Origin of the sequence: Bacillus sp. LM 4-2, from assembly GCF_000978495.1 — a bacterium.
GTDB lineage: Bacteria > Bacillota > Bacilli > Bacillales > Bacillaceae > Bacillus > Bacillus subtilis.
This window is the reverse complement of the sequence record NZ_CP011101.1, coordinates 259,798-283,145: the sequence shown is the minus strand read 5'-3', so window position 1 is coordinate 283,145 and position 23,348 is coordinate 259,798. Positions and strand designations below refer to the sequence as shown.

At 47.4% G+C, this 23,348-nt stretch carries 25 protein-coding genes and 1 other annotated feature; of the genes, 5 read left to right on the top strand and 20 right to left on the bottom strand.

Going from position 1 to position 23,348, the window contains the following annotated elements:
• Positions 1 to 133 precede the first annotated feature (133 nt).
• A complete protein-coding gene (gene ansZ / locus bslm_RS01535; RefSeq protein ID WP_046380761.1) occupies positions 134 to 1,261 on the bottom strand; it encodes an asparaginase AnsZ in 1,128 nt (375 codons plus the stop codon).
• A 216-nt stretch (positions 1,262 to 1,477) separates the two neighbouring features.
• On the opposite strand from ansZ, the gene lmrA reads away from it, so the two are divergent.
• Together lmrA and lmr(B) are read left to right on the top strand one after the other, a co-directional pair.
• Positions 1,478 to 2,044, top strand: coding sequence for a transcriptional regulator LmrA (gene lmrA / locus bslm_RS01530; protein WP_003246449.1), 567 nt, complete (start codon positions 1,478 to 1,480; stop codon positions 2,042 to 2,044).
• A gap of 38 nt (positions 2,045 to 2,082) precedes the next feature.
• Positions 2,083 to 3,522, top strand: coding sequence for a lincomycin efflux MFS transporter Lmr(B) (gene lmr(B), locus bslm_RS01525; protein ID WP_032728901.1), 1,440 nt, complete (start codon positions 2,083 to 2,085; stop codon positions 3,520 to 3,522).
• A gap of 42 nt (positions 3,523 to 3,564) precedes the next feature.
• Here the strand turns inward: lmr(B) and bslm_RS01520 are convergent, their stop codons facing one another.
• Entirely contained in the window at positions 3,565 to 4,677 is a 1,113-nt protein-coding gene (locus tag bslm_RS01520; RefSeq protein WP_046380760.1) for an aminotransferase class V-fold PLP-dependent enzyme, read from the bottom strand.
• A 78-nt stretch (positions 4,678 to 4,755) separates the two neighbouring features.
• Here bslm_RS01520 and pcp point away from each other — a divergent pair, with 78 nt between their 5' ends.
• The gene (gene pcp / locus bslm_RS01515; protein ID WP_046380759.1) at positions 4,756 to 5,403 is read left to right on the top strand and encodes a pyroglutamyl-peptidase I; all 648 of its coding nucleotides are present in this window, start codon (positions 4,756 to 4,758) and stop codon (positions 5,401 to 5,403) included.
• On the opposite strand, the gene tatC is transcribed toward pcp, so the two are convergent.
• The 6 genes from tatC to cwlJ all read right to left on the bottom strand — a co-directional run bounded on the left by tatC (position 5,400) and on the right by cwlJ (position 9,708).
• Complete coding sequence (gene tatC / locus bslm_RS01510) at positions 5,400 to 6,128, bottom strand: twin-arginine translocase subunit TatC (protein WP_003234779.1); 729 nt, start codon at positions 6,126 to 6,128, stop codon at positions 5,400 to 5,402. The genes pcp and tatC overlap by 4 nt on opposite strands.
• 60 nt (positions 6,129 to 6,188) lie before the next feature.
• Positions 6,189 to 6,401 carry a sec-independent protein translocase protein TatAD gene (gene tatAD, locus bslm_RS01505; protein ID WP_003223835.1) on the bottom strand — a complete coding sequence of 71 codons (213 nt, stop codon included), beginning with the start codon at positions 6,399 to 6,401 and terminating at the stop codon, positions 6,189 to 6,191.
• A gap of 13 nt (positions 6,402 to 6,414) precedes the next feature.
• On the bottom strand, positions 6,415 to 8,166 hold the full coding sequence (gene phoD, locus bslm_RS01500; RefSeq protein ID WP_014478721.1) for an alkaline phosphatase PhoD: 1,752 nt from the start codon (positions 8,164 to 8,166) through the stop codon (positions 6,415 to 6,417).
• An 18-nt stretch (positions 8,167 to 8,184) separates the two neighbouring features.
• Positions 8,185 to 8,361, bottom strand: a complete 177-nt coding sequence (locus tag bslm_RS20300; RefSeq protein WP_003246278.1) for a hypothetical protein — start codon at positions 8,359 to 8,361, stop codon at positions 8,185 to 8,187.
• Positions 8,362 to 8,442: 81 nt separating this feature from the next.
• On the bottom strand, positions 8,443 to 9,174 hold the full coding sequence (locus tag bslm_RS01495; protein WP_014478720.1) for a vWA domain-containing protein: 732 nt from the start codon (positions 9,172 to 9,174) through the stop codon (positions 8,443 to 8,445).
• A gap of 105 nt (positions 9,175 to 9,279) precedes the next feature.
• Complete coding sequence (cwlJ, locus tag bslm_RS01490) at positions 9,280 to 9,708, bottom strand: cell wall hydrolase CwlJ (protein WP_046160016.1); 429 nt, start codon at positions 9,706 to 9,708, stop codon at positions 9,280 to 9,282.
• Positions 9,709 to 10,020: 312 nt separating this feature from the next.
• On the opposite strand from cwlJ, the gene bslm_RS01485 reads away from it, so the two are divergent.
• The gene (locus bslm_RS01485) at positions 10,021 to 10,407 is read left to right on the top strand and encodes a YndM family protein (RefSeq protein ID WP_003246313.1); all 387 of its coding nucleotides are present in this window, start codon (positions 10,021 to 10,023) and stop codon (positions 10,405 to 10,407) included.
• Positions 10,367 to 10,501 carry a hypothetical protein gene (locus bslm_RS21210; protein WP_121591398.1) on the top strand — a complete coding sequence of 45 codons (135 nt, stop codon included), beginning with the start codon at positions 10,367 to 10,369 and terminating at the stop codon, positions 10,499 to 10,501. The genes bslm_RS01485 and bslm_RS21210 overlap by 41 nt, the downstream gene beginning before the upstream one ends.
• On the opposite strand, the gene bslm_RS01480 is transcribed toward bslm_RS21210, so the two are convergent.
• From bslm_RS01480 to gucD, 12 genes are all read right to left on the bottom strand, one after another.
• A complete protein-coding gene (locus bslm_RS01480; protein WP_080480999.1) occupies positions 10,462 to 11,148 on the bottom strand; it encodes an ABC transporter permease in 687 nt (228 codons plus the stop codon). The genes bslm_RS21210 and bslm_RS01480 overlap by 40 nt on opposite strands.
• Positions 11,149 to 11,166: 18 nt before the next feature.
• Positions 11,167 to 12,090: an ABC transporter ATP-binding protein gene (locus tag bslm_RS01475; RefSeq protein WP_046160014.1), complete on the bottom strand. Its 924-nt coding sequence runs from the start codon at positions 12,088 to 12,090 to the stop codon at positions 11,167 to 11,169.
• A 91-nt stretch (positions 12,091 to 12,181) separates the two neighbouring features.
• Positions 12,182 to 13,117, bottom strand: a complete 936-nt coding sequence (ycbM, locus tag bslm_RS01470) for a two-component system sensor histidine kinase YcbM (RefSeq protein WP_046380758.1) — start codon at positions 13,115 to 13,117, stop codon at positions 12,182 to 12,184.
• 1 nt (position 13,118) lies between these two features.
• A complete protein-coding gene (gene ycbL, locus bslm_RS01465) occupies positions 13,119 to 13,799 on the bottom strand; it encodes a two-component system response regulator YcbL (RefSeq protein ID WP_080481000.1) in 681 nt (226 codons plus the stop codon).
• A 96-nt stretch (positions 13,800 to 13,895) separates the two neighbouring features.
• Entirely contained in the window at positions 13,896 to 14,834 is a 939-nt protein-coding gene (locus tag bslm_RS01460) for a DMT family transporter (protein ID WP_046380756.1), read from the bottom strand.
• Between the two features lie 20 nt (positions 14,835 to 14,854).
• Positions 14,855 to 15,016 (bottom strand): anti-TRAP regulator, encoded by a 162-nt coding sequence (gene rtpA / locus bslm_RS01455; RefSeq protein ID WP_003234807.1) that lies wholly within the window; start codon positions 15,014 to 15,016, stop codon positions 14,855 to 14,857.
• Between the two features lie 96 nt (positions 15,017 to 15,112).
• Positions 15,113 to 15,360: a binding site (T-box leader), on the bottom strand.
• A gap of 110 nt (positions 15,361 to 15,470) precedes the next feature.
• Entirely contained in the window at positions 15,471 to 16,337 is an 867-nt protein-coding gene (gene mphK, locus bslm_RS01450; RefSeq protein WP_046380755.1) for a macrolide 2'-phosphotransferase MphK, read from the bottom strand.
• Positions 16,338 to 16,610: 273 nt separating this feature from the next.
• Positions 16,611 to 18,143, bottom strand: a complete 1,533-nt coding sequence (gene garD / locus bslm_RS01445; RefSeq protein ID WP_014478709.1) for a galactarate dehydratase — start codon at positions 18,141 to 18,143, stop codon at positions 16,611 to 16,613.
• A 91-nt stretch (positions 18,144 to 18,234) separates the two neighbouring features.
• On the bottom strand, positions 18,235 to 18,936 hold the full coding sequence (locus bslm_RS01440) for a FadR/GntR family transcriptional regulator (RefSeq protein WP_003234813.1): 702 nt from the start codon (positions 18,934 to 18,936) through the stop codon (positions 18,235 to 18,237).
• Positions 18,937 to 19,005: 69 nt separating this feature from the next.
• Entirely contained in the window at positions 19,006 to 20,373 is a 1,368-nt protein-coding gene (gudD, locus tag bslm_RS01435) for a glucarate dehydratase (protein ID WP_046380754.1), read from the bottom strand.
• Between the two features lie 36 nt (positions 20,374 to 20,409).
• Positions 20,410 to 21,777 (bottom strand): glucarate transporter GudP, encoded by a 1,368-nt coding sequence (gene gudP, locus bslm_RS01430; RefSeq protein ID WP_014475680.1) that lies wholly within the window; start codon positions 21,775 to 21,777, stop codon positions 20,410 to 20,412.
• Positions 21,778 to 21,861: 84 nt separating this feature from the next.
• Positions 21,862 to 23,328, bottom strand: a complete 1,467-nt coding sequence (gene gucD, locus bslm_RS01425; RefSeq protein WP_046380753.1) for an alpha-ketoglutaric semialdehyde dehydrogenase GucD — start codon at positions 23,326 to 23,328, stop codon at positions 21,862 to 21,864.
• Between the last annotated feature and the right edge of the window lie 20 nt (positions 23,329 to 23,348).

The following is a 23,348-nucleotide window of genomic DNA, read 5'->3' as shown; positions in this document are numbered from 1 at the left end:
TCCAAATATATTACGTTACCAAATTAATTAAGTAAAGGGTAATTTTGGCTTATTTTTAAAGAAATTTTAAGATTCATAGATCATTATTGGTCCTAAAAAGCCAAAAAAAGAAGGCTTATTCGCCTTCTTTTCTTCAATACTCATTGAAATAAGCTTGGATTTTTTGAGGATCATTTGTTTTGGTAAGCGCAAGCATCAGCAACATCCGTGCTTTTTGGGGGTTTAAAGAGTTCGATGCCAGCAGGTCCTTTTCCGCATAGTCTTGGTTTGGTGTGACGACACCATTTCCCGTGCGGGTAGAGCGCACCACTGTGACGCCTTTTTTGACTGCGCTGTCCGTCCCTTTTTCGGCTGCGTCAGATAAAGACCCGTTCCCAGAACCGGCAAATACAATCCCCTTTGCTCCGGCTTTTACAGCAGCGTCAAACAGGTAGCTTCCGTCATTTTGGTATCCATAGATAATGTCAACCTGAGGCAGCTCATCAAGATTAGAAACCGAGAAATCCGTGTCCTTCGTATGCTTACGGGTAATCTCATTATTAAAATAGATATCATCGGCAATTGTTCCGACAAAGCCCATTTCATCTGATTTAAATGTATCTGTTGTGGTTGTGTTTGTTTTGGTGACATATCGGGCTGAGGCAATCCGGTCGTTAAGAACAACAAGCGTCCCTTTCCCTTTTGCCTCAGGGGCACCTGCCACTTTCACTGCATTGTACAGGTTAGAAGGCCCATCAGCGCTGATGGCTGTGGAAGGTCTCATCGAACCGACAATAACAACCGGTTTATCACTTTTCACGGTGAGATTCAAAAAATAAGCGGTTTCCTCCAATGTATCTGTTCCATGAGTCACGACGATTCCGTCTACATCATCTGAAGCGAGCAAGTGGTTGATGCGTTTCGCCAGCTTCAGCAATATTTTATTATCAATATTTGTGCTGCCGACGTTAACAATCTGCTCGCCGCTGACGTTTGCAATGTCCTTCATTTCTGGAACTGCCTCGATCAGTGATTCAACGCCGACAACACCTGCTTTATATTCAGTTGTTGAGGTTTTCGATTGATCGGCACCAGCTATCGTGCCTCCTGTCGCTAAAATTCTAATGTTTGGCAGATCCTTTTTTTCAGAGGCAGAAGCCGAAGAGACTTTTTGTGTCTGCGTTTTTTCTTTCGGGGATTCTTTTGTTTCAGGAGAATGTGAACATCCGGTAAAAACAAACAATAGTGCGGTAAAAAGTACGAGCATTCGTTGTTTTTTCATCTATTTCTCTCCTTACATCCATATGATGATTAATCATTGAATATTTTATCTATTCAGTCAAAAGATCAGTCAGCTTTTCTCTCAGTATTTTTTGTTGTCATATCCTTCTTTTTTTGTCTTTTCATACAATGAATTTTTCTTGACAATTGATGATTGAATCAAGATAATAGACCAGTCACTATATTTTTGATTGCAATTCAGTAAGGTGGGAATGTTATGAGTTATGGAGATTCCCGTGAGAAAATCCTTTCGGCAGCTACCCGGCTTTTTCAGCTGCAGGGGTATTACGGCACGGGGCTGAACCAGATTATAAAGGAAAGCGGCGCGCCTAAAGGCTCTCTTTACTACCACTTTCCCGGGGGTAAAGAACAGCTTGCGATCGAAGCCGTGAATGAGATGAAGGAGTATATCCGTCAGAAAATCGCGGACTGCATGGAAGCCTGCACCGATCCAGCGGAAGGCATTCAAGCCTTTTTGAAGGAGCTCTCCTGCCAGTTTTCATGTACGGAAGACATTGAAGGCTTGCCTGTGGGCTTGCTAGCGGCTGAGACGTCATTGAAAAGCGAACCGTTGCGCGAAGCCTGTCATGAAGCCTACAAAGAATGGGCCTCTGTGTATGAGGAAAAACTGCGGCAGACTGGCTGCAGCGAGAGCCGTGCAAAAGAAGCCAGCACTGTGGTTAACGCGATGATTGAAGGCGGCATTCTTTTATCTTTGACGGCAAAAAACAGTACGCCGCTCCTTCATATCTCCAGCTGCATTCCTGACCTGCTGAAGAGATAAAAAAACGACATACTACATGCAGTTGATAGAGAGGGGAAATGATTTTGGAAACAACAGCTAAAGCATCTCAGCAATACAAAGTGATGCCGATTATGATTTCCTTGCTGTTGGCCGGTTTTATCGGCATGTTCAGTGAAACAGCACTGAATATTGCGTTAACCGACCTTATGAAGGAATTGAACATTACAGCGGCAACCGTCCAATGGTTAACGACGGGCTACCTGCTTGTACTCGGTATCCTTGTTCCTGTTTCAGGACTGCTGTTGCAGTGGTTCACAACAAGACAGCTTTTTACCGTGTCACTAATCTTTTCAATTATAGGAACCTTGATCGCGGCACTCGCGCCAAGCTTCCCGTTTTTATTGGCGGCAAGGATCGTTCAGGCACTTGGAACCGGTCTTTTACTGCCGCTGATGTTTAACACAATCTTGGTGATTTTCCCGCCTCATAAACGGGGTGCCGCAATGGGAACGATCGGGCTTGTCATTATGTTCGCGCCCGCCATCGGCCCAACTTTCTCAGGATTGGTTCTGGAACATCTCAACTGGCACTGGATTTTCTGGATCTCTCTTCCATTCCTTGTGCTGGCGCTTGTTTTCGGTATCGCATATATGCAGAATGTATCTGAAACGACAAAGCCGAAAATCGATGTATTGTCTATCATCCTGTCGACGATTGGCTTCGGCGGCATTGTGTTCGGATTCAGCAACGCGGGTGAAGGCTCCGGGGGATGGTCCAGCCCGACTGTTATCGTGTCGCTGATTGTCGGCGTTGTCGGCCTTATCCTATTTTCAATCCGCCAGCTGACAATGAAGCAGCCGATGATGAACCTCCGTGCGTTCAAATACCCGATGTTTATTTTGGGTGTGATCATGGTGTTCATTTGTATGATGGTCATTCTGTCATCTATGCTGCTTCTGCCGATGTATCTGCAAGGCGGCTTAGTCCTGACTGCATTTGCATCTGGTCTTGTTCTCTTGCCGGGCGGTATTTTAAATGGATTTATGTCCCCTGTTACAGGCCGCTTGTTCGATAAATACGGGCCGAAATGGCTTGTCATTCCGGGATTTGTGATTGTCACTGTTGTACTATGGTTCTTCTCAAATGTCACGACCACTTCAACGGCTGTGCTGATTATCATCCTGCACACCTGCTTGATGATCGGGATTTCTATGATCATGATGCCTGCACAGACAAACGGTTTAAACCAACTGCCGCGCGAATTTTATCCAGACGGCACCGCCATTATGAACACGCTGCAGCAAATGGCCGGCGCTATCGGAACAGCGGTTGCGGTCAGCATTATGGCTGCAGGCCAGCATGATTATATGAGTACAGTTAAAAACCCTGCCGATCCGGCAGTCATCCCGCAAGCTTTGACAGCAGGCGTACAGCACGCATTTGTGTTTGCAATGATTGTTGCCATTATCGGTTTAATTGGCGCTTTCTTTATGAAGCGCGTGAAGGTAGATCATTAATATGAAAAGCCCCTGACTAGTGTTCAGGGGCTTTTTTTATGTTTACTTGTGGATCGTTTTCGCCGCGATTTCATCAATCGCGTGCCGCATTTCCTCCTTCGTATTATAAAAATGGGGAGCGAGACGGATGACATTGTCCCGCGGCGCACAAATCACTTTTTTCTTCTTCAGCAACACCGCCGTTTCCGATGCCCGCTCATCCCGGATCGCAACCATGCCCGGCTGAATCCCCTCTTGTCCCGCCGCCAGCTTCAGGCCTTTTTCAGCGGCATATTGAACTGCATCGACACAGATCGTTTTCACATGATCCCGGATATGAGAAACCCCAATATAATTCAGCAGCGATAAAGCCGCTACAGCTGCGGATACGCTGATAAAAGCTGGGGTGCCCGTTTGAAAACGGCGCGCGCCTTTCGCATAAGCCCCATCAAATCCGTTCTCTCTGCCGAACCAAGCTGATGCTTTCGGTTTCAGTGCGTCAGCCAGCTCCTTTCTCACATAAAGAAACGCCACACCCGGTATGCCGAGCAAATACTTCCGGGTGCCTGCCGTCAGCATATCTACGCCCCATTCCTTCACATCAATGGGAATATGCCCGGCTGATTGATAAGCATCTACAAACAATAAAGAGCCCTTTCTCTGAGAAATCTCGGCAATCGCTTTTATATCCTGAACATAGCCGTCACGATAATGAACGTGAGGAACACACGTCAGTACTGTTTCATCCGAAATATCCGTTTCATACTGTTCGAGCGGCATCACACCGTCTATTGATGGAATGACGGATACGGTATAATCGGAGTGTGCCTGCCAAACATGAGGCACCGCCGGAAAATCCATATCTGTATATACAACGTGCTTCTTTCCAAATGCAGTTAAGGACGATGCTACAGAAACCAGCGCATCAGAAACTGACGGCACAATCGCCACTTCATCCGGTTCAGCCCCGATCAGCTTTGCAAACTCGTTTCTCGCAAACTCTGTTTTTTCGATCGCTTCTTTCCAGTTCGTCCCCATATACAGCAGGCTATCATGATAATCCTGGATCGCCCTTGATACAGGCTCTGCCAATGCGCTCTGAGAACAGCTGGCAAGCATCGTATGCGTCTGCAAGGTTGGGAATAAATGACGATACTGCTGCGGCAAATGCTCCATTATGATTCACTCCTTTACATTATTTTGATGAAAAACCCATAAATAAACAATAGAATAAAAGAAAAAGGAGATGAGAAGATGAGAAAAAAAGTGCTGATCACTGGCTTTGACCCTTTTGACAAAGAAACCCTCAATCCATCATGGGAAGCGGCGAAACGGCTTAATGGCTTCGAGACGGAAGAAGCCATTATTACAGCGGAACAAATTCCAACCGTCTTTAGATCCGCTCTGGACACTCTGCGCCAAGCCATTCAAAAACATCAGCCAGATATCGTGATTTGTGTCGGCCAAGCAGGAGGACGGATGCAGATTACACCGGAACGAGTGGCGATCAACCTTGCAGATGCGCGAATCCCCGATAACGAAGGGCATCAGCCGATTGATGAAGAGATTTCTCCAGATGGGCCCGCCGCTTACTGGACAAGGCTTCCCGTGAAACGAATGACTGCTAAGATGAAGGAACACGGCATTCCAGCTGCGGTTTCCTACACAGCGGGGACCTTTGTATGCAACTATTTGTTCTACGGGTTAATGGATCACATTAGCCGGACATCCCCGCACATTCGCGGCGGTTTTATTCATATTCCTTACATTCCGGAGCAAACAATCGACAAAACAGCACCGAGCCTCAGCCTGGACACGATTGTCCGGGCATTGAGAATCGCCGCTGTTACGGCCGCACAATATGATGAGGATGTGAAGTCACCGGGCGGTACGCTGCACTAAGCGGCCGCCGCTGTTTCTTCCCTCAGCCTCTTTTTGTAGACAAACGCCGATAGGGTGACACTCACTTCAAACAGGACAAGAAGCGGGATCATCACGAGAAAATCAGAAATAAAATCAGGCGGTGTAATCAATATGGACACGACAATCAGCAGAAAATAGGACAGCTTTCTCGCTTTGGCCAGTCTGTAAGGATTTAAGATGCCCAGCCTTGTTAAAAACATCACCACCAAGGGCATCTCAAACAAGAAGCCGAACGGCAGGCTCAAATTCACCATAAACCTAAAGTAGCGGTCAGCCGTAAACATCGTTTCAAAGTGGCCGGAGGATAAATGAGTCAAAAAGCTGAGCACGATCGGAAACAAGACAAAGTATCCGAAGGAGATGCCCGCCAAAAACAACGCAAATAAACCTGGTATGTACATGAGCGTCACCTTGCGCTCCATTTTCGTCAGCGCCGGTGCAACGAAACGCCACAGCTGGTACGCGGCAACAGGGATAGAAGCCGCAATGGCACAAATGCCGGAAAGCATCATATACACCCAGAGGATTTCACTCGGCCCAAGCACAGCCAGCTTTCCATCCAAATCCCTGATTAGCCAGTCATAAATGTCCTGTACGAACAAAAAAGCCGTGATGAGAAATAGAAAAAATGCCGCAAGGGTGACGATAATCCGGCGGCGAAGCTCTTCTAAATGCCCGATCAGATGGGTTTCTTTTTTATCCATTCAAAAAAGCCCTCCCTTTCATAAAAAAAGAGGCAGACCCGGTGTCTGCCTCATCAGCATTCAGCCCGCGTTTTTGTCCTGCTTTACCGCTGTCAGCTCAGCTGATTTCTCTTCTTTTTCATCACCAGACACAAGTGATTTTGTGGCGCTTTTAAATTCCAGCAGTGTCCGTCCGGCAGCTCGCCCGATTTCCGGCAGCTTGGAAGGGCCAAAAATAATGAGGGCGATGACAAAGATCAGAATCAAGCCCGGTATACCAATGTTTGAAAACATGTTTTTTCACTCCTTAATTCGTGATTTTTGCCCTTTTCTTAATCATTTGTTTTTCGTGGGCTTTGTTGTGCGCAAAGAAACGATCCTCCTCGACTTCATCGGATTGCTTCACCCCGCCTTGGATTGTTGTGGATGATACCTTTCTCAACCCAGTTTGGTCTTTCTGGTAAACGAATGAAGCCCGCGTGGAAATGGCTGCGCCCGGCTCGGTCACAAACGGCATCACCCGATAATCGGCTTTCCACTGGTGAGGCGTCACTGTACAGCGGACATATCCGCGATAGTCGTTAAAGAACTTGATGTGCGGATTTTCTTTTAAAATTTGGTCCGTATCCGCTCGCTTATCCGCTCCGTTCCCTCCGGAAGTGATCGAGGTTCCGACAAATTCGGCTCCGAATATTTTTGAACTTGTCTTCTCGAAATCGACATGCAAATTCGATGCCCAGCTTGCATGTACATCACCTGTCAGTACGACAACATTATTCAGATTTTTGCTTTTAATGAAATTGATAACCCGTTCGCGCTGAGCCGGATAGCCGTCCCACGAATCCATGCTGTAGATCGGGCTTGCGCTTGTCCCGAAATTCCACTTGGCAAAGAAAATCTGCTGCGCCAGCACATTCCAGTGGGCTGTCGAGCTGCCCAAATTGTTGAAGAGCCACTGCTCCTGTTCTTTTCCAAGCAGGGTCCGATTCGGATTGAGCGATTCATCAGAAGGCGGCTTATTGCCGTCGTTATTGGCTTGGTCGTCCCTGTACTGGCGGGTATCAAGCACATTGAAGGACGCCAGGTTTCCGTACGTAAAGTGCCGGTACAGCTGCATATCTGGGCCATTCGGCAAAGAGGAAATGCGGAGCGGCATATGTTCATAGTATGCCTGGTATGCTGCCGCGCGACGGAGCACGAATGCTTCAACCGACTGTCCTTTTTCAGGTATTTTATTGGCATAGTTGTTTTCAACTTCATGGTCATCCCAAGTTACAACCCAAGGGAATGCCGCATGTGCAGCTTTAAGATTGGCGTCAGAACGGTATTGAGCGTGACGGTTCCGATAGTCTTGCAGCGTAATGATTTCCGCGCTGTTGTGCGTGCGGACATTGCCTGTTTTTGATACATATTCATTTGGGCCGTATTCATATATGTAATCACCGAGATGGAAGACAAGATCAAGCTTTTCCTTTGCCATATGCTTGTAGGCCGTATAATATCCGTGCTCATATTGCTGGCAGGAAGCAAATGCAAAGGTCATTTGCGGCACATTGGCGCCAGGGGCAGGCAGTGTTTTTGTTTTTCCGACAGGGCTTAGTTCATGACCGGTTTTGAAACGGTAATAGTACACTTTGTTTGGCTCAAGCCCGTCCGCTTCCACATGAACGGAATGGGCAAGACTTGGTTTAGCCATTTCAGTGCCTTTTCTTACGATTTTGCGGAAATGCTCATCCTTTGCGACCTCCCATTTGACAGGCACTGCTTGCTTCGGCATTCCCCCGCCATTCAGCGGATCTGGTGCCAGACGTGTCCAAAGCACGACACTGTCAGAAAGCGGATCACCTGACGCTACCCCTAATGTAAACGGATAGCTTGAGAATTTAGGCGCAGCATTTACTTCAAAGGCCCCAACCGACTGGGCAATCGTTAATCCAAGAGAAAGTCCTGCAATCTTCCCCGCTCCTTGAATAAATTTGCGGCGGTCAAACGTATTGTTTTGAAAGCTTTCCTCTTTCAGTTTCTGTACCCATTCATCAAAACGACTGTCGTATGCCATTCAAGATCCCCTCTCTCCTCATTGATCGTCTCCATTATAGGAAATCATTGTTAAACGACTGTGAAGAAGTGTGAACTGATTGTAAGCGCTGAACATTAAAAACAGGTCTTCCCTCACAAGCCTGCTGCTGAAACATGCCGAAAGCTGGCTGAATGACGCGTTTTCTGCATATCCTGTCGTTTGCAAGCCGCCCATTCGGCCTATTTTTCTTCACATGATCTTAAAAAAACAAAAACACCGAGCCATTTCGCAGAATGACTCAGTGCTCTTTATCAGTTATTTCGAAAACAATCTGCTGAAAAAGCCCTTCTTTTTCGGCTTTTCAGCAGGAGGCTCTTGTTCTCTTACAATCCCTTTTTCCTTCGCTTCTTTCAGCCAAAATGGAAATTCAGCAAGCAGAGCATCATAAAGCTCATCATCAGAAATGCGGTCAATCTCTTCGATATGCAGGAAGTTCGTGTTATCAATGACACGCCCTTCTAACGTATCCAGTTTATTGAGAAAATCAAAGTTTCCGTTTCCGATGCCGACAAACTGCCAGAACACCGATTTATCAGAAGAAGCTTCAATTATCGGTTTGATTGACTTTTTACAGCCCCCGTCATTGATAAAAACAATGAAAGCAGGATACGAGCTCGGCTCCTCCGCAACATATTTGCGCAGCACGTCCTTCATGACTGGCGGCTCATCATTTCTGCCGAATTTATGCAAGCGGTCATTATTTAAAATTTCACGATCGACATAGCCCGAAAAATCCTTTTCTGAAACTGGCTTTAATCGGGAAAATTCATTATCATACACCCATACATCCAGCAAACCGTTATCATCAAACTGATCAGCCACTGCCAAAATCCGCTCCACCACATTTTGAACCGTCCCGTTTTTGTAGAGCGGTCTCATCGATCCCGTAATATCAAGAACCAGTCCAACACGAGCCGTCACCTTCGTTAACTGCTTTTTCTCCAGTACGATCTTTACACTTTTCTTTTGCAGGTCAATTGTTGCCATTCTGTCATCTCCGTCAGCTCTTTTTTCTTCGATTATCTCACAGGAATATTTTCCATTGCATCTTTTCAAAGAAAAACACCGTTCAATTTGAACGGTGTCCTGTCTCTAAAATGTGTTATATACATTTTCACACGTCTCCGCCGTCGGCTGATAAAAGCAGTGTGACTTAAATCTGGCCACAAACGGCTGGTTATACCACTGGGCTGGACAGTCCCCCTGCGGCCTGAAGTACCATAAACTAAATTTTGCAGGCCAGCGCCTTTCACCATTAATCGACCGGCGTGCAAGGGCACGCTCGCTATCTCGAGCCCTTTGATAAAAATATCCATGAGTCACAGCCTCAAACGCGTGTGGCTGATAAATCATCTGCCTGATGGTGCGGAGGCCTTTAAAATCTGAGCAATTCGCCCGCAGCCGATTAATTCCAACGTTGCCGACAAGCAGCATCCCCTGCTTGCCTTCACCTTCCGCTTCCGCTCTGAGCAGCCTTGCCATCAAATCGACATCCGCACTCGTTGCTTTCACGACCGCCATCACGTCACCTCCTCTTGATCTCTTTTCATCATATTTCATTACTTCAGAAGTGATGACGGAGGGACAGGAGAGTTTTTAAATTTATTCATCTAAAAACAACAAACATAATGGGCTGTTGGGCATCAAAGCAGCGTCCGGTGCAGTACAAGCTTCACATTTCCGCTGTCGAAGCGCCGCAGCCTCAATTCCTGGATTCACATCATTGACCCCTCCCCAGCAGATTTGCACCCGCCTCCGAAAAGAAATAAGGTTTAACTTTTTACATTTGAGGAATTATACATAACAAATCAAATGACAAAAGGAGGAATTGTAATGACACATGTGAAAGCGCTCGCTATTAAAGGTATTATGACGATTATTGTGTTGTATCTGGTGCTTGGTCTGGGCTTTGGTTTCACGTTTGGTGATACGCTGCTAATGACGATTGTGTTAGGGGTTATTTCTTATTTGCTGGGCGATCTTTATGTATTGCCGAAATGGAATAATATGATTGCAACTTTGGCTGATTTTGGCTTGGCCTTTCTCGTGATTTGGCTGATGGGCATGCCGCTTTCTATGGGGATGACTGGCGGTGAAGTTGCATTGGCGGCTTTATTCGGCGCGATCGTCATGGCAATCGGTGAATATTGCTTCCATTTCTATATGATGAGCAAAGAGATTGGCAAGAAGCATTATCTTGAAACAAGAACAGACTCATAATAGAAAGGCCGGTGCTGACAGCATCGGCCTTTTATACATATTGGGCGCCTTTGTTTACGCATCCTGCTTGTCCGCATTCCTGATCGCCATGTAGGAAAAGAACAATCCGAATGCCGCTAACGATAACGGGATATACACAACAGATGAAATCGAGAAGCCCGGACTTGTTGAACTGATGAGCATCACAATCACTACAGACGAAATGATGGTTGCCGGAACCGAGTGTTTACGCATTCCAAAAAAGATGGGAACTAAACTGGTTCCAGCGGCGCCAAAAGCGAAAACCGCCATTTTGACCGCCTGTTGAGAAATGATCTCGGAAGTAAGCTCTCCCGGTATGAAATGGCAGATCGAGTTCAGCCAAAAGAAACCGGCGGCTATGAGTATATTTGAAAGTAAAATCGTGATAAACGTCAGTCCGCCCGCGATCATGAGCTTAGCGGTGAGCAGCTTTTTACGGCTGATCGGGTACGTGAACATCACAAGAATGGTTTTGTTTTTATATTCCGAAATCACCAATTTTACGATCAGCACAGCGCCAAATACGATAAATACCGCTCTGACGAAGGTGCCGATGATGAGGAATGCTTCATCCGAACTTTGGAACGAAACCCCGCCATCGGCTTTTTCGGAATAACTGATCAGCCACATAAAGCCCATAATGATCACGTTGGCAATAAGGGCACCTCTGATATACCAGCCCATTTTCATTTTTCTTAATTCGATTCTGATCAAATTCATCAACGTGTCTCTCCTCCTTTACGCACTGATGCTATTGCCGTTGATCAATTTGATAAAATAATCCTCCAGCGACGTATATTTTCTGTTCAATGATTCAATGTCTACATCATTTAAAATCAGCGCTTTGGATATAGCAGCCTGTGAGGCTTCGGCTTCGTAAATTCGGATTGTTTTCTCATTTAAAATTTTAAAGTTGGTTAATTGCAGCTCTTTCTCCAGCACAAAGCAGGCCCTTGTCTGATTCGGCGTGACAAGCTCGATGTATTCAGTGTTCTGGCCCCTGACATCTTCCATTGACACCTCTTCTAGCAGCCTGCCGTCCCGAATGACGCCGATTGTGTCCGCGATTTGTTCGATTTCACCCAGCAGGTGGCTTGAGATCAGCAGTGTCATCCCGTACTCTTTGCTCAGCACTTGAAACAATTGCCTGATCTTTTTAATGCCGAGAGGGTCAAGACCATTCACCGGCTCATCCAAAATGAGCAGGTCCGGCTTCGTGAGGATGGCACGCGCAATTCCAAGGCGCTGCTTCATCCCGAGGGAAAAGGTTTTGACGGGTTTTTTGTCGATTTGTTTTAAATTCACCATATCCAGCACTTCTTGTATGGCTTTTTTATTGTGGTATCCCATATATTCACAATGCAGATCTAAATTTTCTTCAGCTGTCAGGTTTTCATAAAAAATCGGATAATCAATCATGCTGCCGATGTTCCCCAGCACCTCATATGACGTGTGGGTGAACTTGTTCCCAAGAATGATGATTTCACCGCTTGTCGGTTTGACAAGGCTCGTCAGCATTTTCATAATGGTTGTTTTCCCCGCGCCGTTCGGGCCGAGAAAGCCGTAGATTTCACCTTTTTTAATATGCATGCTGACATTGGATACGACCTCTATGCCCTGATACGTTTTGGTCAGCCCGTTTGTTTGTACGATATAAGTCAACTTTGTTTCTCCTTCCCTCTCTTTTCCTGTTTTCTATTGTAGCGGCGAGCCCTGTCATTTTTATTTCTCAAACCTTAAGAAATTCTTACGATTAATATGTCATGCGTTTCAATGTGATCGTAAATGCAGTCCGTTCGTACGGCTTGCTTTGGACGGATATCGTGCCTCCCATTTTTTCTGTAAGCCGTTTTGTGATGGTTAAACCCAGGCCGCTTCCTTGAAATGCTTTATTTCTGGATTCTTCAAGTGTGTACAGCCTCTCAAACACCCGCTGCTGATCGGTTTCACTAATCCCTTTTCCGCGATCCCATACGGTGATGGCGATGTTCCTCTCATCATAAGACAGCGTCAGCCCGATTAACTTGCCGGCCGCGCCATATTGAATCGCATTGGACAATAGGTTTTGCAGGATTCTGTCCAGAGCCTCTTCATTCGCCTGCGCATACACCGGCGTATCCGGGATATCGATGGCTGCTTGAAAGCCTTTTGACTGAACAGCGTCATAATAGTGCAGGATATTTCGTTTGCATATGTCATTCATATGTACTTTGGTGATCGGGATCTCTTTATCTTCAGATTCTAATTTCGCTAAATCAAAAAAGGAGTTGATCATCTGAATGAGTTCATTTGTTTTCTGGCGGAGCTTCTCCAGCAATCTTTCCCGCTCTTCGTCCGGCATGTTCGGATCACTTTGAATCGCTTCGATATAACCAAGAATGACTGTTAACGGCGTTTTCAGGTCGTGCGACATATTGGTCAGCATCCGCTTCATGGATTGCTCTGTTTTGGCAAATTGGGCGCTGATCTGCTGACGATTCTCAACGATAAGATTGATGTTAACAAGCAAGCCTTTGAGCGTATGATCGTCTGTAGGAAGCAAAATTTGTCCTGCCGAATCCCGGCTGAGCATGTAGCTAAGCTGGTCAGCCGTGTAAGCCAGATTCCCGTCCCGCTTCTTTTTCATTATGAATTGAATCACATTCAGACACGCCAGAGCGATGACAGCGGCCACCCATAGCACTGTCATTCTAAAACTCTCCTAATTTATAACCGATGCCCCATAGCGTTTTAATATATTGAGGGGAGGAGGGGTCATCCTCAATCTTTTCTCTGAGCCGCCGCATATGTACGTTAATGATGTTCTGATCATCAAAGTACTCTTCATTCCAGACGGAACGGTAGATTTGTTCTTTCGTAAACACTTTTTTAGGATTTGATGCGAATAAGCACAGCAGCTGCCATTCTGTTGACGTCAGCTGGAGCGGTTCTCCGTTTTTGAAAACGGACACATTGTCTACGTCTATCGCAAGCTGGTGAATCCGGATCACCTTATTCACAGCCGGCTCCTCTGCCGAATATTGCGTCGCCCGCCGTATCGCGGCTTTTACTCTGGCTGTCAGCTCAATCATCGAAAACGGTTTGGCGATATAATCATCCGCCCCAAAGCCCAGTCCCAATGCCTTGTCCACATCTCCATCTTTTGCCGAAATCATTAAGACCGGAACGTTGCTTTTTTCCCGGATGATTTTCAGAAAATCCATGCCGTTCAGCTTCGGGAGCATGATATCAAGGAGGACCAAATCGTATGAACCCTGCTGAAACAGCCGGATGCCCTCTTCTCCGTCGAAAGCATGCACAATTCCAAAGCCTTCTTTTGTTAAATAATGATCCACCATTTCACTGATTGAGTGGTCGTCTTCTACAAGCAATATGCGTTGCATCTTCTCACCTAACCTTTACAAAATCAAAAAACACACACGTAATTACACTTATTGTAATTGAAAAACGTGTGCGTTTTATAAAAATTATTCATTTTTTCCTGTTTTCAGCTTCCTGTATTCCATGCCCGTAATGACAAAGAATACGGCAGTGCATCCAATGACTTGAATAAGCCGATGCCGTTCACCGAGAAATAAAGCTCCATAGAAAATCGTCAGGATAGGCCCTGCCATTGAAATGGCGGCGGCTCGCTGTGCCCCGATTCGTTTTATGCCCTCAAGCATTAGCACAAATGGAATCACAGTGGTCACGACTGCAATTACCGCGAACAAACCATACATAGAAAGCGGATATGCTGCCATTGGCGTATTCATGCCAGCCGCCGATTTTATCCCTGTGTAAAGCATCATGGCAGCTCCAGCAGCTGTCATCCCGTATGCATTGAGACGGATCCCCCCGATTTGATGGACGAGATGCCCGGAAAGGACAAGATAACCAGCATAGACGGCCGAAGATAACAAAATGAATACAGCTCCAATCATATTCGCCTGGAAAAGCTCAGCATTCCAGCCGCCCAGCGCCAAGAAAAGCCCAAACATGACCGCCAGCACTGCGAAGAGGTCCTGAATTAAGGATATTTTCCGGTCACGACACGCGGTGAATCCAAACACAAACAACGGATAGCTCATCAGCAATATACGTTCAACCATTGCGGATACATGGTTCAGCCCGATAAAATCAAGCAAGGGAGACAGAAAAAAACAAAACACTCCCGCGCCACAAGCCTTCCATAGGTCTCCTTTTTTCTTACCGTCTGGCATTGGAGGACGGTATATTAAAAAAATCAGCCAAAACAGCGGAACAGCCAGCAGCTGCCTGTATAGCAGCACGGCATCTGGCTCAGCACCCATTTGGTATGCCCATTTTATCCAAATCGATTTAGACGCAAAACAAACTGTTCCGATCAGCAAAAAAATCGTACCTGCTGCGGCCTCACGAATCTTACTCTGCTCTTCTGCTCTCATCTCAGCTCAGCTTTTCTCCTTTACTTATTCAAATGCTTTTGGATAAAATCCAGAAGCGTATATCCTTGAGCAGTCAGAATAACACCTTTTCCGCTGCAGGCCGGGCAAGGTGTTCCTTCGATTTCTCCCGCTCTTTCACATTTAGGACATGCGACCTCAAGATCATCAGTTGCAATGACCATTTGATATCCTCCTTTCTAACTCATCTGCTATGCCACCACCAGCCATCGTCCATTGGCCGTCACCTCCTTTAAGAAACACAAAAACCCCCGTCCTATGCAAAGGACGAGGGTCTCGCGGTACCACCTTTATTAACAGCTATACAGCCGTTCACTCTAAGTACAGAAAACCTATGTTTCGATACTCCTCTCTTGGTAACGGGGAGAGAAACCCGGCATCGCCTACTATTCGTTCAGCAAAGCAATTCAGAAGCCCATTCGGCATCAGGGGAGGATCGGTTCACACCTGCCACCGACTCTCTGAACCTCCATTCTGATGCGTACTTGCTCTTCCTCACGATTGTTAATCCGTTCTATTATTTGTAGAGTTTATAATACTCGGTTCATGAAACGAAGTCAATTCTTAATCCGATGTTACAGCAAGTGCTTCCAGCGCCATATTGATGTGTTCCTCCTGCTATGTTTGCAGAGCGAATTTAGCTATTTCCAACGGATATGCAGCTTGCATCTCTGAGATGTGTTCCTGCATTTTTGCCCATTTCCGGCCGCCTGCTTGATCATAGTATTCAAGCAAACGGGCAGTTTCTTTTTCTCCGAAAATGGTTTGATAAAGAACAAAATCCTTAGCTGGGTCAGCAACCTTCGCTTCTGTCCAATCCAGAAGTCCTGTGACACGTCCATTTTGGTCGATAAGGATATGCGGCGGGTGGAGATCGCCGTGTATCAAAGAAGAGAAACCCGGCCAGTATGCATCATCATCTATCCACTTTTGCCATCTTTCCCAAAGCGTCGTAGATACGCCAAGCTTATTCTTCACATCAACCATAGAGTCTGCTGTCATTTGCCTGAAATCTTCTGGCCTTATCACTTCTATTCCGGATTGCCCAGCAGATATTTGATCCGTGCCATGTAATTCAGCCAGTATGTCGGCAAGTGTGCGGACAAAGTCGTCTGACGGCGGCTGATGATCCATATTCCATACATATTGCTTTTGTTCCAAGTCAATTCCAGCAGCCGGCGTTCCTTTTAACATTGGGTAAGCGATCAATTCCGGTGTATGAATTCTCCAATCCGGCACATCAGCAGTCAAATTCGCGCGGAGAAAGGCAAGCGTTATGCCTTCTGCAGATGCTCTTTCCACAACATCACTTCGCCGCGGTTTTCGCAGCACCCATGGCATACCTGTGTCGTCCTTGGCAAATACAACTTGAAAGTCCATTCCGGTTTCATTCAATTGCGCGTTCTCAGAATGAACCGTCAAACCTTGGCTGCGTGCAAGCCCGACAATCTCAGTGATAAGCTGTTTTTCGTTAAGGTTTGTCATCCCATTTCCCCTTTCTCATGCTCCGGCCTGCAGTAAAGAGAAGGGATGCTTGAAGGTACAAAAAAAGGGCAGGCACGCCACCCTCTTTTTTGATAATCATGTAAGGGCTCATACATAGGCGGATTCATCCCGTCTCGCATTCAGGCGAGAGTTGTTCACTATTGAATTCGTGTCACTCGGAATCTAATGAATGCCATGCTGTAACCCCTCCGTTTCCTATACGCTGATTTTCATTTTACAACATATTCCATCTTCCCGCTATAAAAACATGAATCAAGTCACTGGAGCAGGATTAAACAAGCACAAATCATTATGAAGGCCCCAACGGTCAGCCCACGTTTGTTTGCGGCCGCTTGCCACATCCAAAATCGTCCTGAAGATTTCCCAGCCTACGTCTTCGATACTGGCCTCTCCTGTCGCGATTCGGCCGGCATTGATATCGATTAAATCAGCCCAATGCTCTGATAAGGAATGCCGCGTCGATACTTTCAGCACCGGTGCAGCAGCCAGGCCATATGGTGTTCCCCTCCCTGTCGTAAACACCTGCAGATTCATGCCCGCAGCCAGCTGCAGGGTGCCGCACACAAAATCGCTTGCCGGTGTCGCCGCGAACAGCAGGCCTTTTTGCTCTGCTCTTTCACCAGGGCCGAGCACGCCGGAGATGGGGCTTGTGCCTGATTTCGCTACCGAGCCTAACGCTTTTTCCACCACATTGGATAATCCGCCTTTTTTATTGCCTGGTGACGGGTTTGCGCTTCGGTCTGCGTCTCCCCGCCGGAGATAGCTGTCATACCACTTCATCTCTTTGATCAGTGATTGTCCGACCTCTTCACTGACAGCCCGCGGCGTTAATAAATGAATGGCATCCCGCACCTCTGTCACTTCAGAAAACAAAACCGTTGCACCTGCGCGAACCAATAAATCAGCCGCGTACCCCACGGCAGGGTTCGCCGTCACGCCGGAAAACGCATCACTGCCGCCGCATTGCAGGCCGATAACCAGATCCGAAACAGGGCATGACACCCGGGTTCTGCTGTTCAGCCTGATTAACCGTTCCTCCGCCATTTCCAAAATGGATTGGATCATCGCCGCAAAACCTCGGTGATCCTGGAGCGATAGAATGTCATCATCATTTTCGGAGGCAATTCTTTCCGGGAGGAGCTTTTCACATCCCAATCCGATTACCATTACTTCTCCGCCGAAGTTCGGATGCTTCGCAAGATTTTGAATCGTGCGGATCGGAATGACAGCGTCGGGCGCATTGATCGCCACGCCGCATCCGTATTGATGATGCAGCGGCACAACGTCATCAACATTTGGGTATTTCGGCAGCAGCTCTTCTTTTATTCGTTTGACTGCATAATCCAAAACACCAACAACACATTGAACACTTGTCGTGATGCCGAGGATATTTTTTGTCCCCGCACTGCCATCCGCATTTCGGTATCCTTCAAACGTGTAGCCTTCAAGAGGCGGCCGCGGCTGCGGCACCCTGTTTGCGAGAGGAAGATCGTCTAACGCCGGAGGAGCGGGCATTCTCACGAGGGCTTCCCGTATCCAGCTCCCGCGTTTGATCGTCTCATCAGCAAATCCGATCACCTCTCCGTAACGCACGATCTCGTCCCCTTGATTGAGATCGGTGAGGGCCACCTTATGGCCTTGAGGAACATCCTCTTCAAGTACGAGCCCGCATGAGAAAACAGTGCCCTTTGGCAGTCCTCCATCATTTACAATAATCGCGGTGTTATCTATTTCATGCACTTTGATGTAAAGGGGCGCTTGGTTCTTCCTGAGGTTCATCGCCATATGAAAATCACTCCTCATAACTTAGTAAGCGTTTTCTAAATTGGTTTTAAAAAAACCGCAGCTCTTACGTTTCAACTGCGGTTGCTCACCATTATTTTTCATCCATTCCTTTTAAAATTTTGTCACGGACAAATTTCAGATGCTCATACATGTGGTAATGTGCTTTGTACGGATCTCTTTTGGCAAGGGCGTCGTAGATTTTTTTGTGATATTCGACCGTTACATCTCTCTCCCTGTACGGAATTTGGCTGTCAATTTTCGCATGGGTGATCAACAGGGACTGAATCATCCCTTCAACGACGGGGTTATTGGCGCTTAACGCAATAATTCGATGGAACTCTTTATCCGCTTCACCATAAAGATTGTCAGTGCTGTTGGCAATATCGTCGATCGTCTTCTGCAAACGCTGAAGCTCTTCCTCATTGATTTTTTCCGCGGCAATTGTCACGAGTCCGAGTTCTAGCGCCATCCGCGCTTCAATGATAGCCGGAAGATTATCAGTGGCCAAGGCAAGCATGACGGAAAACGGCTGCATGCCGATTTTATCGTTGAAATATGTGCCCCCTCGTGTTTTTCTCGTAATGACGCCCAGCGTTTCAAGTGAACTGAGTGCCTCCCGAAGCACCGGCCTGCTGACATGCAAAATGTCCATCAGTTCCATTTCTGTCGGCAATTTGTCTCCGGCCCTCAACTGTCCGCTCGATAATAAATGGACAATCCGTTCGATGACCTGCTTGGCTAATGTTTTCCGATTGACTGTATCGACTTTCAAATCCTCTAAACCTTCGTACACGAACAACTCTCCCTTCAGTTGTTCAATTGTAAGACAAAATAGCGGATATGACAATATTTACAATCAAACTTATCGCACAAGACACGGGCGCTTCCGGTCAAATTCCCAGTTGCTGATCAGGAACTGCATTGGGATCGCGTCATTCCGTGCGCCTAAATTCATTTTCCGATAGATCTCATGCGCTTTTTCCACTTGTTCCATATCAATATCGATGCCTAGTCCAGGCTTATCCGGCACCTTGACACAGCCAGAAGAAATCTCAAAAGGCTGTTTCGTTAATCGCTGCCCGTCCTGCCAGATCCAATGGGTATCAATCGCCGTGATCCGCCCCGGAGCCGCTGCTGCCACATGGGTAAACATCGCAAGGGAAATATCAAAGTGGTTGTTGGAGTGCGAGCCCCATGTCAAACCCCAATCATGGCACATTTGCGCAACCCGCACCGACCCTTGCATCGTCCAAAAATGCGGATCAGCCAGCGGTATATCGACCGCGTGGAGCTGAATCGCGTGACCCATTTCCCGCCAGTCTGTCGCAATCATATTTGTCGCAGTCGGAAGCCCTGTCGCGCGGCGGAATTCAGCCATTACTTCACGAGCGGAGTAGCCATTCTCATCCCCGCACGGATCTTCCGCATACGCGAGCACATCTTGCTTTCCTTTGCATAATGCAATAGCTTCCTCTAATGACCATGCCCCGTTCGGATCAAGAGTGATCCTTGCCTCTGGAAAACGTTTCGATAATGCGGTAACAGCTTCGATTTCCTCTTCTCCCTGCAGCACCCCGCCTTTCAATTTGAAATCCTGAAAGCCATAGCGCTCCTGTGCGGATTCGGCAAGACGCACAATGGCCTCCGGCGTCAGCGCTTCCTCATGGCGCAGACGGAACCACGCACAATCTGACTGCTCATCGCTTTGATACGGCAAGGTCGTCCGCTTTCGGTCGCCGATGTAAAAGAGGTAACCGAGCATTTTTACTTCATCACGCTGCTTCCCTTCGCCCAGTAAAGCCGCGACCGGTTCCTGAAGAAACTTTCCAAGCAAATCTAACAAAGCCGCTTCCAGTGCGGTGACGGCGTGCACAGTGGTGCGCAAATCAAACGTCTGGTTTCCGCGCCCTCCCCTGTCCTGATCGCCAAACTGCTTTCTGACCGTTTGCAATATCGCCTGGTACGCACCGATAGATTTTCCGACAACAAGCGGCTCTGACAGCTCCAGCGTGCGGCGAATATGCTCTCCGCCAGGCACCTCGCCGACTCCCTGATTTCCGCTGTTGTCTGTTAAGATTACGATATTCCGGGTAAAAAACGGGCTGTGTGCTCCGCTTAGATTCAGCAGCATGCTGTCATGTCCCGCAACAGGAATCACCTTCATTTCAGAAATTGAGGGAATATTCGATCTTTTTTCTTTTTGAACCTGCTCTTGTATCGGTGAACTCATGCATTTTCCTCCCTTTATAAAGCGCTTTCATAAATATTAGACAGGCAACGATTGATCGGGGTCTTGTTCTTGTTTCTTTAACACGACCCGTTTGATCGGCCCGACCAGCAGCAAATAGCTGAGGATCGCCGCAATCGCGTTAGCGCCGACAAACACAAGCGCGCCATTGAAAGATCCAGTGGCATTAACAATGTATCCGATAATAATCGGTGTTGTAATTGAGGCAATATTCCCGAAAGTGTTGAACAAACCGCCGCTTAATCCTGCACATTCTTTCGGAGACGTGTCCGACACGACAGCCCAACCCAATGCGCCGAAGCCTTTTCCGAAAAACGCGAGCGACATAATGACAACGACGAGCCATGCTGAATCTGTGTAGTTGCAGACAATCATACTGCAAGACAGCAGCATGCCGGCAATGATTGGCACTTTTCTTGCAAAGGTCAGTGAACGGCCTTTTTTGAGTAAGATGTCTGACACAATACCTCCAAGCACGCCGCCGGCAAATCCGCACAGCGCCGGCAGGGAAGCGACAAACCCAGCTTCAAGAATAGACATGCCGCGGGCCTGAACCAAATATACCGGAAACCATGTGAGAAAGAAATAGGTGAGAGTCGTAATACAGTATTGCGCGATGTACACGCCAATCAGCATGCGGTTCGTTAACAGCTGTTTGATATACGGCCATTTCGATTCTGTTTCTTGTTTGCTTTTACTGTCATCCATGGAAATCAGCCCGCCGCCCTGTTCGATGTACGCAAGCTCAGCTTCATTAACCTTTGGGTGTTTTTTCGGTTCATACACCGTTTTTAGCCAGATGACAGCCAGAAGAATGCCTGCAATACCCATGACAACGAAGACGGAATGCCAGCCGAAAGAGTGGGTAAGCCAGCCCATTAAAGGAGAAAAAATGACGATTGCGAAGTATTGTGCTGAATTAAAAAAGGCTGAAGCTGTCCCGCGCTCGGAGCTTGGAAACCATGAGGCAACAACTCTGCCGTTTCCGGGAAATGAAGGCGCTTCTGATAAACCAACCAGAAAACGCAGTGCAAACAGCAGGATAATCGCTGTGCCGGCGGAGAAAAAGCCAATCGCCCCTTGCAGCAGCGTAAAAAACGACCAGAAAAAGATGCTTAACGCAATGATAGTCTTTGAACCAAAACGGTCCAGCAGCCAGCCGCCCGGAAGCTGTCCGATGACATAGGCCCAGCCAAAGGCAGAAAAGACATATCCCATGGCGACCGAGTCCAATCCCAAATCGTGCTGGACGGAATCTCCGGTGATGGAAAGCGTCGCTCGATCCGCGTAGTTAATAGAGGTCACAAGAAACAGCATAAACACGATGAACCAGCGCACGGACGTTTTTTTGCCCGCCGGTGTAACATTCGCAAAGTCTTTTTTCATAGTATCTTCTCCTTTTCAAAGTAGAGAATCATATGCTGGCTGTGATAAAGCCGGGAAAGAGACGCATGCCTCTTTCCAGCACCATTACGGCTTCACAAAAACGGTTTTGATCGCTGTGAAAAAGTCCTTCGCTGCCTCACCCTGTTCTCGGGAGTGGGAGCTCGACTGCTTCATGCCGCCAAAAGGCGCCTGCAGCTCAACACCTGCGCTTTCTGCATTGATCCGAACCAGCCCGGCATCGATTTCATCAATGAAAGAAAGCATTCGGCCGATGTTTTCCGTGAAGATGGATGCACTTAATCCGAACTTCACATCATTGGCGATGTTCAGCGCCTCTTCCATCGAGTCCACCTTGATCAAGGCGATCACCGGACCGAAAATTTCCTCCTGGGCAATTGTCATCTCAGATGTCACATTGTCAAAGATGGCAGGCTGAACATAATAGCCGTTTTGATACTTTCCGTTCTCCAGCTTTTCTCCTCCTATTAAAAGGGAAGCCCCCTCCTGTTTGCCTTTCTCAATGTATGACAGGCAGTTATCAAGCTGATTCTTGCTGGCAATCGGTCCCATCCAGACATCCTCTTTTAAGCTGTCTCCGATTGTAATATCTTTTGTGCGCTGGAGCAGTTTTTCTTTAAAGCGCTCATAAATTTCGCTTTGTACAATGACACGGCTTGTCGCGGTGCATTTCTGGCCGGTTGAACGGAAGGCCCCCGTTATGACAGCTTCGGCCGCAGCTTCAAGGTCAGCGTCATCAGCTACGATGACAGGGTTTTTGCCGCCCATCTCAAGCTGGTACTTGGCTCCCCTCGCTAAAGCGGCTTGCCCGATGATTTTTCCGACTTGATTTGAACCGGTAAACGTAACGGCGTTTACACCGTCATGCTCAGCAAGCCCCTGCCCGACAACAGAACCCGGGCCTGTCACCAAATTGATGACCCCTGCCGGGAGCCCCGCTTCCTCAAAGCAGGCAATGATCTTCGCGCATGTCACAGCTGTTTCTGTCGCCGGTTTGATGACAACGGTATTGCCGTATACCAATGCCGGCGCCATTTTCCAAATCGGAATCGCCACTGGGAAGTTCCACGGAGAAATCACGCCGACCACACCGAGCGGAACACGGGTGGTAAACATGAGCGCGTCTTTGTCAGTAGACGGAATGACGTCACCCGTTTTTCGCATGCCCTCTCCGGCGTAATAGCGCAGAATGGCAATCCCCCGGGCTGTTTCTCCCTTCGCTTCCGGCAATGTTTTACCCATTTCACGCGTTGCACAGGCGGCGATTTCCTCCAAGCGCTGCTCCATAATATCCGCTGTTTTGTATAAGTATTGGCCGCGCTCGGCACCCGTCAGCTTTCTCCAAGCCGTTTTGGCTTCATTGGCGGCGGCGACGGCACGTTCCACATCTTCAGCCATTGAATTCTGTACATATCCGACAATGTCATTCACATCGGCAGGGTTTTCGACCTTGACCAAATCGCCTGATTGAGACTTAACCCACTCTCCGTTAATAAAGTTGAGGTACGTGTTTTGTTCCGTGATCACAGACATGCCCATTGCCCCTTTCGTGT

Coding starts and splice junctions, on each gene's coding strand:
- phoD (WP_014478721.1), bottom strand. CDS start 8,166: ATGGCATACGACAGTCGTTTTGATGAATGGGTACAGAAACTGAAAGAG.
- bslm_RS20300 (WP_003246278.1), bottom strand. CDS start 8,361: ATGGGCGGCTTGCAAACGACAGGATATGCAGAAAACGCGTCATTCAGC.
- bslm_RS01520 (WP_046380760.1), bottom strand. CDS start 4,677: ATGGAGCATTTGCCGCAGCAGTATCGTCATTTATTCCCAACCTTGCAG.
- bslm_RS01460 (WP_046380756.1), bottom strand. CDS start 14,834: ATGAGAGCAGAAGAGCAGAGTAAGATTCGTGAGGCCGCAGCAGGTACG.
- cwlJ (WP_046160016.1), bottom strand. CDS start 9,708: ATGGCGGTCGTGAAAGCAACGAGTGCGGATGTCGATTTGATGGCAAGG.
- bslm_RS01485 (WP_003246313.1), top strand. CDS start 10,021: ATGACACATGTGAAAGCGCTCGCTATTAAAGGTATTATGACGATTATT.
- gudP (WP_014475680.1), bottom strand. CDS start 21,777: ATGAAAAAAGACTTTGCGAATGTTACACCGGCGGGCAAAAAAACGTCC.
- gucD (WP_046380753.1), bottom strand. CDS start 23,328: ATGTCTGTGATCACGGAACAAAACACGTACCTCAACTTTATTAACGGA.
- ycbM (WP_046380758.1), bottom strand. CDS start 13,117: ATGACAGTGCTATGGGTGGCCGCTGTCATCGCTCTGGCGTGTCTGAAT.
- tatC (WP_003234779.1), bottom strand. CDS start 6,128: ATGGATAAAAAAGAAACCCATCTGATCGGGCATTTAGAAGAGCTTCGC.
- rtpA (WP_003234807.1), bottom strand. CDS start 15,016: ATGGTCATTGCAACTGATGATCTTGAGGTCGCATGTCCTAAATGTGAA.
- bslm_RS01495 (WP_014478720.1), bottom strand. CDS start 9,174: ATGGCAACAATTGACCTGCAAAAGAAAAGTGTAAAGATCGTACTGGAG.
- pcp (WP_046380759.1), top strand. CDS start 4,756: ATGAGAAAAAAAGTGCTGATCACTGGCTTTGACCCTTTTGACAAAGAA.
- bslm_RS01480 (WP_080480999.1), bottom strand. CDS start 11,148: ATGAATTTGATCAGAATCGAATTAAGAAAAATGAAAATGGGCTGGTAT.
- lmrA (WP_003246449.1), top strand. CDS start 1,478: ATGAGTTATGGAGATTCCCGTGAGAAAATCCTTTCGGCAGCTACCCGG.
- tatAD (WP_003223835.1), bottom strand. CDS start 6,401: ATGTTTTCAAACATTGGTATACCGGGCTTGATTCTGATCTTTGTCATC.
- mphK (WP_046380755.1), bottom strand. CDS start 16,337: ATGACAAACCTTAACGAAAAACAGCTTATCACTGAGATTGTCGGGCTT.
- gudD (WP_046380754.1), bottom strand. CDS start 20,373: ATGAGTTCACCGATACAAGAGCAGGTTCAAAAAGAAAAAAGATCGAAT.
- ansZ (WP_046380761.1), bottom strand. CDS start 1,261: ATGAAAAAACAACGAATGCTCGTACTTTTTACCGCACTATTGTTTGTT.
- garD (WP_014478709.1), bottom strand. CDS start 18,143: ATGGCGATGAACCTCAGGAAGAACCAAGCGCCCCTTTACATCAAAGTG.